Here is a 13680-nt window from a genome sequence, read left to right as displayed (position 1 = left end):
CCCCGAGGAGCCCACCCGGCCCCGATGGCCGGGCCGCGGCGGCACGTCCGGCTGAGCTGTCGGTGAACCCCCCTCCCCCGGGAGGAGTCCATCGGGCAGCATGGCCCCCATGTCCGTACTGACGCGCGACGAAGCGCAGACCCGTGCCCAGCTGCTCGACGTCCACCACTACACGGTGGCCCTCGACCTCACCACCGGCGCCGAGACCTTCGAGTCCACCAGCCGCATCCGGTTCACCGCCCGCGCCGCCGCCACCACCTTCGTCGAGCTCAAGCCGGACGTCCTGCACTCCGCCGTCCTCGACGGCACCCCGCTCGACCCCGCCGCCCTGGACGGCAACCGCCTCCCGGTCACCCTCACCGAGGGCGAGCACACCCTGGAGATCGCCGCCACCATGCGCTACTCGCGCACCGGCGAGGGCATGCACCGCTTCACCGACCCCACCGACGGCGAGTCCTACGCGTACACCCAGCTGTTCATGGAGGACGTCCAGCGCGTCTTCGCCGCCTTCGACCAGCCCGACCTCAAGGCCGTCTTCGAGGTCTCCGCCGCCGCGCCCGAGGGCTGGACCGTGCTGTCCAACTCGATCACCGAGCAGCGCGCCGACGGCCGCTGGTACGCCGCCGCCACCCCGCTGATCTCCACCTACCTGGTCTGCGTCGCGGCCGGCCCCTGGCACTCGGTGCGCACCGAGCACGCCGGACTGCCCTTCGGCATCCACTGCCGCCGCTCGCTCGCGCCCCACCTGGACGCCGACGCCGACGAGATCCTGGACGTCACCAAAGCCTGCTACGACCGCTACCACGAGAAGTTCGACGAGCCCTACCCGTTCGACTCCTACGACCAGGCGTTCGTCCCCGAGTTCAACGCGGGCGCCATGGAGAACCCCGGACTCGTCACCTTCCGCGACGAGTTCGTCTACCGCTCCGCCGTCACCGACACCGAGCGGATGACCCGCGCCATGGTCATCGCCCACGAGATGGCCCACATGTGGTTCGGCGACCTGGTCACCCTGCGCTGGTGGGACGACATCTGGCTGAACGAGTCCTTCGCCGAGTACATGGGCTACCAGACGGTCAACGAGGCGTGCGGCGACCGCTTCGCCGACACCTGGATCGACTTCGGCGTCACCCGCAAGGCCTGGGGCTACGAGGCCGACCAGCGGCCCTCCACCCACCCCGTCGCGCCCGCCCCCGAGGACGTCCCCGACACCGCGTCCGCGCTGCTGAACTTCGACGGCATCTCGTACGCCAAGGGCGCCTCCGCACTGCGCCAGCTCGTCGCCTGGATGGGCGAGGAGGACTTCCTCGCGGGCATCAACATCCACTTCAAGCGGCACAAGTTCGGCAACGCCAGCCTCGCCGACTTCATCGACAACCTGGCCGCCGCCACCGACCGTGACGTGCACGCCTGGGCCGACGAGTGGCTGCGCACCACCGGCGTCGACGTCCTCACCCCGAGCCTGGCCGGCGAGGGCAACCGGTGGCGGCTCACCGTCGAGCGCGCCGGGCACCGCCCGCACCGGCTCTCCGTCGGCGTCTTCGACCGCGACGCGGCCGGTGGGCTCGAACTGCGCGAGCGGGTCTGGGTGGACGTGCCGCAGGCCGCGCCGCTGGAGCTCGAAGGCCCCCGCCCGGCGCTCGTCATGCTCAACGACGGCGACCTCACCTACACCAAGATGCGCTTCGACGAGGTGTCCGCGGAGACCGCGCTGCGCTCGCTGTCCCGGATTCCCGACGCGCTGACCCGCGCGGTCGTCTGGAACGCGCTGCGCGACATGGTCCGCGACGGTGAACTGGCGCCCGCCGACTACCTGGAGACGGCCGTCGCCCACCTCCCGGAGGAGACCGAACTCGCCGTCGTCCAGGGCGTGCTGGCGTTCGCCCGCACCCAGATCGCCGACCGGTACACGGCCGCCGCCGACCGCCCCGCCGCGCTCGCCGCCATCGGCTCGATCACCCGCGACCTGCTGCGCCGCACCGAGGACGGCGACGCGCCGGGCCTGCGTCTGACGGCCGTCCGCACCTGCGTGGACAGCGCCACCACCCCGGACAAGATCGCCACCTGGCTGTCCGACGGCACCGTCCACGGCGGCCCCGAGCTCGACCCCGAGCTGCGCTGGCGGATCCTGGCCCGGCTCGCCGTGCTCGGCGCCGTCGACGAGGCCGCCATCGACACCGAGCTGGCCCGCGACCCCAGCGCCACCGGCCAGGAGGGCGCCGCCCGCTGCCGCGCCGCGCTGCCCACGGCGGCGGCCAAGGAGGCCGCCTGGGCGGCCATGTTCGACTCCGACGACCTGTCGAACTATCTGTTCACCGCCACCGCCCAGGGCTTCTGGAAGCCCGAACAGGCCGAACTGGTACGGGACTTCGTGCCGCGCTTCTACCCGGCCGCGATCGCCATGGCCGGCCGCCGCGGCCCCGCCATGGCCGCCGTCGCCGGACGCTCGGCCTTCCCGGCGTACGCGGTCGACGCGGAGTCCCTGGCCCTCGGCGAACGCCACCTGGCCGAGGACGAGATGATCCCCGCGATGCGCCGCCAGCTGGCCGACCAGCTCGACGACCTGGCCCGCGCCCTGCGCGTCCGCGGCTGAGTCGCGGCGGCGGGCCGCGGGACCCGGGGATCAGGTCCCTAGACCGGGCCCGCCGCCCAGTCCCACCCGGTCAGCGCCGCGCGCATCAGCCGCGCGGCGCCGCCCGGGCGGGCCTCGGCGTACCGCAGCAGGGTGAGGGTCCGGCGGCAGGCCGGGCCCTCGACCCGGACCCAGGCGACCGGCGCGCGGGTCGCGCTGCGCCGCGCCAGGTCCGGGATGAGGCCGACGCCGAGCCCGGCGGCGACCAGGATCGCGGTCGCGCTCGGCTCGTCGCCCTCGCAGACGATCCGCGGCGGGGCCAGCCCCTCGGCCGCGAACAGCCGGTCGAGCAGCCGCCGTTGCCAGTGCCCGGTGCGGGTGGTGACGAACGGTTCGTCGGCCAGCTCGGCCACCGCCACCGCGTCCCGCCCGGCCAGCCGGTGCTCCGGCGGCGCCACCAGCCACACCGGCTCGTCGAGCAGCGCGTCCGCCAGCAGGCCCTCGACGGCCACCGGCTGCGAGGCCACGCACAGATCGACCTCCTGGGCCCGCAGCGCCCGCCCCATCTCGTCGGCGGCCATCTGGTGCAGCGCCACCTCCACGGCGGGATGCGCCCGCTTGAACGCCCCGAGCGGCCCGGTCAGCGTCAGGAACGTCTCCGAGGCGATCCGTACGGTGCCGAAACCCCGGTCCGCGAGATCCGTCACCGCCCGCCGCCCCGCGTCGAGCTCGCCGAGCGCGCGCTCCACATGGCGCAGGAACGCCCGCCCGGCGTCATTGAGCCGCAGCCGCCCCGCCCGGTCGAACAGGGGTGCCCCGAGCTCCCCTTCGAGCCGGGCGATCGTCCGGCTCAACGAGGGCTGGGCGACGCGGAGTTCGTCGGCGGCCCGGCTGAGGTGCTCAAGGCGGGCGACGACAGTGAACTGCCGGAGCGCGTGGAGATCCATCATGACTCCCGGGGCATGACGCCATAGCAATATCGATCTTGGACACGATAAGCGGGCGGCCCCTAGCGTCTGGGGCGTTCACGCATCTGGAAACCAGGGGAGGGGGCGCCCGATGGCCGTGCGGCCGAGCGTATGGGTGCTGAGGACCGTCGGAACGGTCCACACGGTGGCGGTGTTCGCCCAACCGGTGTTCGCCGGGGTCTACTTGAGCGGGGACTTCGACGGACTCGGGATGCACCGCACCGGAGCCGATCTCGTCACCTCGCTGTGTCTGCTGCAACTCGTCGTCGCGGGCGTGGTCTGGGCCAGGCTGCGCCGGTCCTGGCCGTTCTGGGCCTCGCTGGCGCTGATGGCGGCCGAGTCCGCGCAGTACGTCGCCGGGACCGAGGGCGCGCTCTGGCTGCACATCCCGCTCGGGGTGTTCACCGTGGTGGCGGCGACGCTGCTGTTCGCGGCCCTGTGGCTGCGGCCGCTGGCGCCGCGCGGCGCGACCCCGGCCGCCCCGACGGCCACGCCCGTGGTCGGTGCGCCCCGGACGGAGCGCGCCGATGTCTGACCTGACCCGCCGTCAACTGCTCGGGGTCGGCGGCGCGCTCGGCGTGTTCGCCGTCGGCGGCCTCGGCGCCGCCGCCGCGCTCGCCCGCCACCCGGCGGCCACCGGCGCCGAACTCACCAGCGCGGTCCCGCTGCCGCCGCCCTTCCAGGTGCCGCTGCCGCTGCCCCGGGTGCTCGCCCCGGTCGCCACCTCCGGCGGCGCCGACCGCTACGCCCTCACCCAGCGCGAGGTCACGGCTGAGCTGCTGCCCGGGGTGCGCACCCGGCTCTGGACGTACGACGGCACCTTCCCCGGGCCGACCATCGAGTCCCGGCGCGGCCGCCGGGTCGTGGTGACCCACCGCAACGAACTCCCGGTGCCCACCGTCGTCCATCTGCACGGCGGCCGCACCCCGGCCGCGTCCGACGGCTACCCGACCGACCTGGTCACGCCCCGGGGCTGGCGCGATCCCGCCCCGGCCGGCGGCCACACCGGGCACGACGGCGGAGGCGGCCACCAGGGCGGCGAGGGCGGCGGGGGAGCGGCGGGCGGCCACAGCGCGATGCACGACCCGCGGGCCGTGCGCACCGAGCTGACCCGCGACTACACCTTCCCCAACGACCAGCGCCCCACCCTGCTCTGGTACCACGACCACCGGATGGACTTCACCGCCCCGGCGATCTGGCGCGGCCTGGCCGGGCTGCACGTCGTGCGGGACGCCGCCGAGGAGGCCCTCGGCCTGCCCGCAGGGCCGCGCGAACTGCCCCTGGTCATCACCGACCGCGCCTTCGAGGCCGACGGCAGCCTCGCCTACCCGTCCCTCGACCCCACCCTGCGCGAACGCCCCGGCGTCCCCGAGCGCTACCTCGCCGGGGTGCTCGGCGACGTGATCCTGGTCAACGGCGCACCCTGGCCGGTGTACGAGGCCGACGCCGCCCGCCACCGGCTGCGGGTCCTCAACGCCTCCAACGCCCGGCACTACGAGCTGGCCCTCGTCGACGACGCGGGCCGCGAGCTGCCGCTGGTCCAGATCGGCGCCGACCAGGGCCTGCTCGCCGCCCCCGTCACCCACCGGCGGCTGCCCCTCGCCCCGGCCGAACGCTACGACCTGGTCGTGGACTTCGCCCGGGTGCCGGTCGGCGGCCGGGTCCGGCTCGTCAACCGGCTCGGCTCCGGCCGCACCCGCGAGGTGATGGCCTTCCGGATCGCCCGCGGGGCCGCCGATCCCAGCCGGGTGCCCGCCGTGCTCTCCACCGACCTCCCGGCCTGGCGCCGCGAGGACGCCGTCAAGGTCCGCGACTTCTCCTTCCGCGCGGGCCGGATGGACTCCGGCGGCCACGGCTGGCTGATCGGCGGCCTGCCCTTCGACCCGGCCCGCACCGACGTCACCGTCCGGCTCGGCGACCTGGAACTGTGGCGCCTCGTCGCCGACGTCCACCACCCGGTCCATCTCCACCTCACCGGCTTCCGCGTCCTGAGCCGCGGCGGCAAGGCCCCGCTGCCGCACGACGCGGGCCTCAAGGACACCGTGTCGCTGCGCCCCGGCGAGGCGGTGGAGATCCTCACCCGCTTCGAGGGCCACCGCGGCCGCTACCTCTTCCACTGCCACAACGCGGAGCACGAGGACATGGGGATGATGGCCAACCTGGAGGTGGTCTGAGCCGACAGCCCGTCGGTCGGGGCCGGTGACGCGAGCCCACGGCCCCGGCCGGGTCCCCGACGCCTCGGCCCCCGGCCCCCGTTACGCCCCTGGCCCCGCCCGCGGGGCCCGACCGGGCCCCATGTCCCCCGTTCGGGTCACACTCCCGCCGTCTCCGGACACACCGGAAGAAACCCCGGCACCCTGTCGACCATGCGTGCCGCACCCCTGGCCGGGGGCGTCCCCGGTCCCGACGCCCTCCGTCCGCTTCTCGACACCGTGCTCGGCGCCCTGCGCGACGGGGCCGCCGAGCGCGGTGGGCCGCTGCCCGCCGGGGGGCCCGGCGCGGTCGCGCACCGGCTGCGCGAGGAGCTGGGCGGCGCGGTGCTGCCGGACCACGGCACGGGCCCGGACGAGGCACTGCGTACCCTCGTCCACGCCCTCACGGCCGGCGCCGCCGACCCCGCCGACCCGCTCTGCGCGGCCCATCTGCACACCCCGCCGCTGGCCCACGCCGCCGCCGCCGACCTCGCCGTCTCGGTGCTCAACCCGTCCCTCGACTCCTGGGACCAGGCACCCGCCGCCTCCGCGCTCGAAGCACTGGTCACCGCCGCCCTCGCCGCCGAACTGTTCCCCGCCGCGACCGCCCCCGACGCGCTCGTCACCACCGGCGGCACCGAGTCCAACCAGCTCGCGCTGCTGCTCGCCAGGGAACGGCACGGCAGCGTGACGACCGTCGTCGGCGCCAACGCCCACCACTCGCTGCGCCGCGCCACCTGGCTGCTCGGACTGCCCGAACCGGTCGTCGTGCCCGCCCCCAACGGCACCGTCGACCTCGCCTCGCTCGACCAGGCGCTCACCGAACTCGCCGGACCCCCGCTGCTGTTCGCGGCCACCGCGGGCACCACCGACGCCGGACTCGTCGACCCGATGCCGCAGATCGCCGACCTGTGCGCGGCACGCGGCGCCGAACTCCACGTGGACGCCGCCTACGGCGGCCCGCTGCTGTTCAGCGCCACCCACCGGCACCTGCTCGACGGCCTCGACCGGGCCCGCAGCGTCGCCGTCGACCTGCACAAACTGGGCTGGCAGCCGGCCGCCGCCGGACTCCTCGCCGTACCCGAAGGCGCCGACCTCGCCCCGCTCGGCCACACCGCCGCCTACCTCAACGCCGACGACGACACCGAGGCCGGACTGCCCGACCTGCTCGGCCGCTCGCTGCGCACCACCCGCCGCGCCGACGTCCTCAAGACCGCCGTCACCCTGCGCGCGCTCGGCCGCACCGGACTCGGCGCGCTCGTCGACGTCTGCATGGAACTCGCCCAGCACCTCGCCGACCTGGTCGAGAAGGCCCCGGGCCTGGAGCTCTACGCCCGCCCCACCCTCACCACCGTCCTGTTCCGGCCGTACGACGCCGACGACACGGCCGTCGCCGCGATCCGCCGCACCCTGCTCGACCAGGGCCGCGCGGTCCTCGGCCGGGCCGAGGCCGACGGACGGCGCTGGCTCAAGGCCACCCTGCTCAACCCCCACGCCACCCCCGGCGACCTCGAAGAGATCATCACCCTCGTGGAAGGCAGCACCGCCCGATGACCGGCACCCCCGGCAGCCCCGCCGAAGCGTCCCCGTCCGCCGCCCTCGACCGCCCGCACGACCTGGTGGGCGTCGGCATCGGCCCGTTCAACCTGTCGCTCGCCGCGCTCGCCGACGGCGTCCCCGGCGGCCTCGCCGCCGCCTTCTACGAACAGCGGCCCGCCTTCCACTGGCACCCCGGACTGCTCATCGAGGGCGCCTCGCTCCAGGTCCCGTTCCTCGCCGACCTGGTCACCCTCGCAGACCCGGCCAGCCCCTGGACCTTCCTCAACTACCTGAAGAGCCGCGAGCGGCTGTTCCCCTTCTACTTCGCCGAGAAGTTCCACATCCAGCGCGCCGAGTACGACGCCTACTGCCGCTGGGTCAGCGGACTGGTCCCCGGACTCCACTTCGGACACCAGGTCGACTCCGTCCGCTGGAACCCCGAACGCAAACTGTTCGAGGTCGACTTCACCCAGCTCGACGCCGACGGCGAGGCCGAGGCGCTGGGCCGCTCGTACACCCGCAACGTCGTCCTCGGCGTCGGCACCGAGCCGTACGTCCCCGAGCCGCTGCGCCCGCTCGCCGACGCGCCCGGCGTGCCGGTGCTGCACGCCGCCGACTACCTCACCCACCGCGACGCGCTGCTCGCCGCCGGGCACGTCACCGTGATCGGCTCCGGCCAGTCCGGCGCCGAGGTCTTCCTCGACCTGCTGCGCTCCCGCCCGGCCGGGGCCGAGCGGCTGCACTGGCTGTCCCGCACCGAGGCGTTCGCGCCGATGGAGTACTCCAAGCTCGGCCTCGAACACTTCACCCCCGACTACACCCGCTACTTCCACGCCCTGCCCGAACCGGTACGCGGCGAACTCCTGCCCCGGCAATGGCAGTTGCACAAGGGCATCGACGCCGAGACGGTCGCCGCCATCCACGACGAGCTCTACCGCCGCACCCTGCACGGCGGCTGGCCGGACGCCGTCCTCACCCCCGGCGTCCGGGTCCGCACCGCCGGCCGGGTCGCCACCACCAAGGTGGAACTGCACCTGGAACACCTCCAGCAGGGCAGCCGCTCCCGGCTCACCACCGACGCCGTCGTGCTCGCCACCGGCTACCGGGAGCGCCCGGTCGACCGGATGCTCGCCGGGCTCGACCCGTATCTGCGCCACGACTCGGCCGGCCGGGCCCGGATCGACGCCCAGTACCGGCTGGTCCTCGACGACTCGGTGACCGGCTCGGTCTACGTGCAGAACGCCGAGCGGCACACCCACGGCGTCGGCGCCCCCGACCTGGGGCTCGCCGCGTGGCGCAGCGCCGTGATCCTCAACGCGGTCACCGGCAAGGAGCCGTACCCGCTGCCGCGCAGGACCGCGTTCACCACCTTCGGCCTGGAGTCCCGCGAGGCGCCGGTGATCCCGGCCCAGGAACGCAAACTGACCCCGCTCATCCAACAGCTCTGAGCTCACCCGGCAGCTCCGACCGCCGGGCCTTTCCGGGGGCGGGGTGGGAGGGTGGCCGCATGACACAGCAGCAGCAGTTCCCCGCCCCCGAGGCCCCCCAGGTGACGGTCCGCGGCGAGGGCCGCCTGGAGGTCGAGCCCGAGCTGGCCCGGATCGGCGTGTCGGTACGGGCCAGGGGCACCGGCCGGGACGCCGTGCTGGCCGCTCTGACCGGCCGCAACGCCGAGGCGGTCGCCCTGGTGAAGTCGTACGGCGACGCGGTCTCGAAGCTGGAGACCGGCGCCCTGTCGATCACCCCCGAGCAGGCGAAGCACGGCCGCGGCGAACGGCTGCGCGGCTACCAGGGCTGGGTGCGGCTGTCGGCCGAGCTGACCGACTTCACCGCCCTCGGCGAGCTGGTCACCCGGCTCGCCGACCTGGAGTGGACCGAGGTCGACGGACCCTGGTGGGCGCTGCGCCCGGACTCCCCGGCGTACGCCGAGGCGCGCCGGCTCGCCGTACGGGAGGCGGTGCGCCGGGCCAGGGAGTACGCGGCGGCGCTCGGCGGTTCGCTGGTGGCGCTGCTCGAACTGTCCGACACGGGTCTTGACCCGATGCCGTTCGGGCAGCCCCGGGGCGGCGGGATGCGGATGGCCTTCGCCGCGGAAGCCGCGGACGCGCCCGCCCCGCTCGACCTGGAACCGCAGCTCCAGCAGGTCGCGGCGGATGTCGCCGCGCGTTTTGTGATGAGCCCGCCCACGCTGTGAGACAACGCCTTTCCGGGCGCGTAAACCGCTCATTGGAGCACCCCGGCGCACAAATTCAAGACTTGTCAACAACCTTTCACGGAAAGGTTGTTGGGTGGACATGCCCGACCCCTTCGCTACCGGTCGGTAAGCCCTAGGCTCGTCTTATGCGCCGAGCAAAAATCGTTTGTACCCTTGGGCCCGCCACCGAAACATACGACCAGATCAAGGCGTTGATCGAGGCCGGAATGGACGTGGCCCGATTCAACCTCAGTCACGGCAGCTATGCCGAGCACGAGGAGCGCTACCACCACGTGCGCAAGGCGTCCGAGGAGGCCGGCCGCAGCGTCGGCGTCCTCGCCGACCTTCAAGGCCCGAAGATCCGTCTCGGCCGATTCCGCGAGGGTCCGGTACTCCTTGAACGGGGCGACGAGTTCACCATCACCGTCGAGCCGATGGAGGGCGACCGCCACTGCTGCGGCACCACCTACGCCGGCCTCGCGGCGGACGTCACCACCGGCGAGCGGATCCTCGTCGACGACGGCCGGGTGACCCTGGAGGTCACCTCCGTCGAAGGACCCCGGGTCAACACCCTGGTCGTCGAGGGCGGCATGATCTCCGACAACAAGGGGCTCAACCTGCCCGGGGTCGCCGTCTCGGTGCCCGCGCTCTCCGAGAAGGACATCGAGGACCTGCGCTGGGCCCTGCGCACCGGGGCCGACGTGATCGCCCTGTCCTTCGTCCGCACCGGCCGTGACGTCGAGGACGTGCACCGGATCATGGCCGAGGAGGGCCGCCGGGTCCCGGTCATCGCCAAGATCGAGAAGCCGCAGGCCGTCGAGAACATCGACGGCATCGTGGCCGCCTTCGACGGGATCATGGTCGCCCGCGGCGACCTGGGCGTCGAGATGCCCCTGGAGCAGGTGCCGATCGTGCAGAAGCGGGCCGTCAAGCTCGCCAAGCGCAACGCCAAGCCGGTCATCGTCGCCACCCAGATGCTCGACTCGATGATCGAGAACTCCCGGCCCACCCGCGCCGAGGCGTCCGACGTCGCCAACGCCGTCATCGACGGCACCGACGCCGTGATGCTGTCCGGCGAGACCAGCGTCGGCAAGTACCCGATCGAGACCGTGCGCACCATGAGCCGGATCGTCGAGGCCGCCGAGGAGGACATCCTCGCCAAGGGCCTGCCGCCGCTGACCGAGCGCAACAAGCCCCGCACCCAGGGCGGCGCGATGGCCCGGGCCGCCGCCGAGATCGGCGACTTCCTCGGGGCCAAGTTCCTGGTCGCCTTCACCCAGTCCGGCGACACGGTCAAGCGGCTCTCGCGCTACCGCTCGCCGATCCCGCTGCTCGCCTTCACCCCGGACCCGGCCACCCGCGCCCAGCTCAATCTGACCTGGGGGGTGGAGACCTTCCTCGGCCCGCACGTGGACTCCACCGACGCCATGGTCGCCCAGGTGGACGAAGAACTGCTGCGGATCGGGCGCTGCGAGCGGGGCGACATCGTGGTCATCACGGCGGGCTCACCGCCCGGTGTGGCGGGCTCCACCAACATGGTCCGGGTGCATCACATCGGCGACCCGGTCGGGGCGTGACCCGAAGCGTGACCTTGGAAATCGCGTTAATGTACCCCGGGTGGGATTCGAACCCACGCTAGATGGTGTTTGAGACCATTGCCTCTACCGCTGGGCTACCGGGGCATCCTTCGAAACGAAGGGCGGCGGTCACCCGCCGTGCCCCTACCTTACAGGAGGTGGGTACGCTCATGGGGAGCCGTATTCGCCTCGGTTCCCCAGGGACGAGGCCCTGAACGAGGAGCCCGCGTGACCGCCCCCGAGTCGCCCCAGCCCGACGCCGACGACGCCGCCGAAGCGGCCCACGTCCCGCCGCTGACGACCCGCGTCGTCATCGCCGAGGACGAGGCCCTCATCCGCCTGGATCTCAAGGAGATGCTGGAGGAGGAGGGCTACACCGTCGTCGGCGAGGCGGGCGACGGCGCCACGGCCGTCGAGCTGGCCCGAGAGCACCGGCCCGACCTGGTGATCCTCGACGTGAAGATGCCGGTCCTCGACGGCATCTCGGCGGCCGAGAAGATCGCGGGCGAGTCCATCGCCCCGGTCCTCATGCTCACCGCCTTCTCGCAGCGCGAGCTCGTCGAGCGGGCCAGGGACGCCGGCGCCATGGCGTACCTGGTCAAGCCGTTCAGCAAGAGCGACGTGGTGCCCGCCATCGAGATGGCCGTCTCCCGGTTCGCCGAGCTGCGCGCCCTCGAACAGGAGATCGCCGACCTCTCCCAGCGCCTGGAGACCCGCAAGCTGGTCGACCGCGCCAAGTCGGTCCTGCAGACCCAGTACGGGCTGACCGAGCCCGCCGCGTTCCGCTGGATCCAGAAGACCTCCATGGACCGCCGGATGTCGATGCAGCAGGTCGCCGAGGCGGTCATCGAGGACGCCGAGGAGAAGAAGGCGGCGAAGTCCAAGGGCCAGGCGTAGCGCCCGCGCCCGTACCGCGTACCGCGCCCGTACGACTCCCGTACGCGGACACGGAGAAGGCCCGCCCCACGCGACCGCGGGGCGGGCCTTCTGCCGTACGTGCCTACTCCTCGCCGAGGTAGGTCTTGCGGACCTCGTCGTCGTGGAGGAGGTCCTGGCCGGTGCCGGACAGTTTGATCGTGCCGACCTCCAGGACGTAGCCCTGGTCGGCGAGCGAGAGCGCGGCCTGCGCGTTCTGCTCGATCAGCAGGATGGTCATGCCCTCGGCCTTGAGCGTGGCGATGGTCTCCATGATCTTCTGCATCATGATCGGGGAGAGGCCCATCGACGGCTCGTCGAGCATGAGGAGCTTCGGCTTCGACATCAGCGCCCGGCCCATGGCGAGCATCTGCTGCTCACCGCCGGACAGGGTGCCCGCGGCCTGCTTGCGACGCTCGCCCAGGATCGGGAAGAGGTCGTAGGCGCGCTGGATGTCCTTCTCGATGCCGTCCTTGTCCTTGCGGAGGAAGGCGCCGAGCCGCAGGTTCTCGACGATGGTCAGCTTCGGGAAGATGTGCCGGCCCTCGGGGGAGTGGGCCAGGCCGAGCGCGACCACCTTGTGGGCCGGGACGCCGCCGAGCGCCTGGCCGTCGAAGGTGATGGTGCCGCTGGTCGGCTTGATCAGACCGGACAGGGTCCGCAGGGTCGTGGTCTTGCCCGCGCCGTTGGTGCCGATCAGGCTGACGACCTGGCCGGCCTCGACGGAGAAGGAGATGCCCTTGACGGCCTCGATCTTGCCGTAGGCGACCCTGAGGTCCTTGACCTCGAGGAGTGCGGTCACTTGGAGTCTCCTTCGGTGGTGCTGTCCGCCGCGGCCCCGGCCGCGTCCGGAGCCGTACCGGCGTCGGCTTCGGCGGCGTGGGCCTCGGCGGCCTCCACCTCCGCGACCTCCGCCGCGCCGGGCGCGTCCTCGTACGGGGTGCCGAGGTAGGCCGCGACGACCCGCTCGTCGCCCTGCACGGTCTCGGCCGTGCCCTCGACCAGCTTCTCGCCCTGGACCAGGACGGCGACCCGGTCGCACAGGTTGAAGATGAACTTCATGTCGTGCTCGATGACCAGGACCGCGATCCCGAGGTCACGGATCGCGAAGACCAGCTCCTCGGTGGTGCGGGTCTCGTTCTGGTTCATGCCGGCCGTCGGCTCGTCGAGCAGCAGCAGACCCGGGTCGCTCGCCAGCGCGCGGGCGATCTCCAGCTTGCGCTGCTCGCCGTAGGGGAGGTTGCGGGCCAGGTGCTCGGCCTTCGCCGCCAGCCCCACGAACTCCAGGAGCTCCATGGCGCGGGCGCGGGAGGCGGCCTCCGCCTTCTTGAAGCCGGGACCGCGCAGCAGCGCGGACCACAGCCCCTCCTTGGTCCGGGTGTGCCGTCCGACCAGGACGTTCTCCAGGACCGTCATGTTGGAGAACAGCCGGATGTTCTGGAAGGTACGGGCGATGCCGGCCTGGGTGACCAGGTGCGGCTTCGGCGGCAGGACCGTGCCCTTGTAGCTGACCTGGCCCTCGGTGGGCACGTACAGACCGGTCAGGCAGTTGAAGAAGGTGGTCTTGCCCGCGCCGTTGGGCCCGATCAGACCGACGATCTCGCCCTCGCGGACGGTCAGGTCCACCCCGCGCACGGCGGTCAGACCGCCGAAGCGCATGGTGACACCGGAGGCGTCCAGCACGGTGGCGGCGGTGGCGGTTTCGGTGGTGGTGGTCATGGCG

11 protein-coding genes and 1 tRNA gene are annotated in these 13680 nt (G+C 73.0%); 8 read left to right on the top strand and 4 right to left on the bottom strand.

Annotated features, from left to right (window positions below; all coding sequences use genetic code 11):
• Positions 1–109: 109 nt before the first annotated feature.
• On the top strand, positions 110–2593 hold the full coding sequence (pepN, locus tag ACIPXM_RS10085) for an aminopeptidase N (protein WP_401653974.1): 2484 nt from the start codon (positions 110–112) through the stop codon (positions 2591–2593).
• Between the two features lie 38 nt (positions 2594–2631).
• Here pepN and ACIPXM_RS10080 read toward each other — a convergent pair whose 3' ends face one another.
• The gene (locus tag ACIPXM_RS10080) at positions 2632–3522 is read right to left on the bottom strand and encodes a LysR family transcriptional regulator (RefSeq protein WP_401653972.1); all 891 of its coding nucleotides are present in this window, start codon (positions 3520–3522) and stop codon (positions 2632–2634) included.
• A 109-nt stretch (positions 3523–3631) separates the two neighbouring features.
• On the opposite strand from ACIPXM_RS10080, the gene ACIPXM_RS10075 reads away from it, so the two are divergent.
• The 6 genes from ACIPXM_RS10075 to pyk all read left to right on the top strand — a co-directional run bounded on the left by ACIPXM_RS10075 (position 3632) and on the right by pyk (position 11042).
• On the top strand, positions 3632–4075 hold the full coding sequence (locus ACIPXM_RS10075) for a hypothetical protein (protein ID WP_401653970.1): 444 nt from the start codon (positions 3632–3634) through the stop codon (positions 4073–4075).
• Entirely contained in the window at positions 4068–5714 is a 1647-nt protein-coding gene (locus ACIPXM_RS10070; RefSeq protein WP_401653968.1) for a multicopper oxidase family protein, read from the top strand. The genes ACIPXM_RS10075 and ACIPXM_RS10070 overlap by 8 nt, the downstream gene beginning before the upstream one ends.
• Before the next feature lie 192 nt (positions 5715–5906).
• Entirely contained in the window at positions 5907–7286 is a 1380-nt protein-coding gene (locus tag ACIPXM_RS10065) for a pyridoxal phosphate-dependent decarboxylase family protein (RefSeq protein WP_401653966.1), read from the top strand.
• Complete coding sequence (locus ACIPXM_RS10060) at positions 7283–8719, top strand: lysine N(6)-hydroxylase/L-ornithine N(5)-oxygenase family protein (protein WP_401653964.1); 1437 nt, start codon at positions 7283–7285, stop codon at positions 8717–8719. Before ACIPXM_RS10065 ends, ACIPXM_RS10060 begins: the two co-directional genes overlap by 4 nt.
• 59 nt (positions 8720–8778) lie before the next feature.
• Complete coding sequence (locus ACIPXM_RS10055; protein WP_401653962.1) at positions 8779–9465, top strand: SIMPL domain-containing protein; 687 nt, start codon at positions 8779–8781, stop codon at positions 9463–9465.
• A 146-nt stretch (positions 9466–9611) separates the two neighbouring features.
• Complete coding sequence (gene pyk / locus ACIPXM_RS10050; RefSeq protein ID WP_401653960.1) at positions 9612–11042, top strand: pyruvate kinase; 1431 nt, start codon at positions 9612–9614, stop codon at positions 11040–11042.
• Between the two features lie 32 nt (positions 11043–11074).
• On the opposite strand, the gene ACIPXM_RS10045 is transcribed toward pyk, so the two are convergent.
• Positions 11075–11147, bottom strand: a tRNA-Leu gene (locus tag ACIPXM_RS10045).
• 123 nt (positions 11148–11270) lie between these two features.
• Here ACIPXM_RS10045 and ACIPXM_RS10040 point away from each other — a divergent pair.
• Positions 11271–11939: an ANTAR domain-containing response regulator gene (locus ACIPXM_RS10040; protein WP_401653958.1), complete on the top strand. Its 669-nt coding sequence runs from the start codon at positions 11271–11273 to the stop codon at positions 11937–11939.
• Between the two features lie 103 nt (positions 11940–12042).
• Here ACIPXM_RS10040 and ACIPXM_RS10035 read toward each other — a convergent pair whose 3' ends face one another.
• A complete protein-coding gene (locus ACIPXM_RS10035; protein WP_401653956.1) occupies positions 12043–12759 on the bottom strand; it encodes an ABC transporter ATP-binding protein in 717 nt (238 codons plus the stop codon).
• Positions 12756–13676, bottom strand: a complete 921-nt coding sequence (locus tag ACIPXM_RS10030; protein ID WP_401654787.1) for an ABC transporter ATP-binding protein — start codon at positions 13674–13676, stop codon at positions 12756–12758. The genes ACIPXM_RS10035 and ACIPXM_RS10030 overlap by 4 nt, the downstream gene beginning before the upstream one ends.
• Positions 13677–13680: the final 4 nt, after the last annotated feature.

It is taken from the genome of Streptomyces sp. NPDC090025, from assembly GCF_044748125.1.
Lineage (GTDB): Bacteria > Actinomycetota > Actinomycetes > Streptomycetales > Streptomycetaceae > Streptomyces.
The sequence above is the reverse complement of the archived record's forward strand: the minus strand, read 5'-3'. Positions and strand labels throughout refer to the sequence as shown.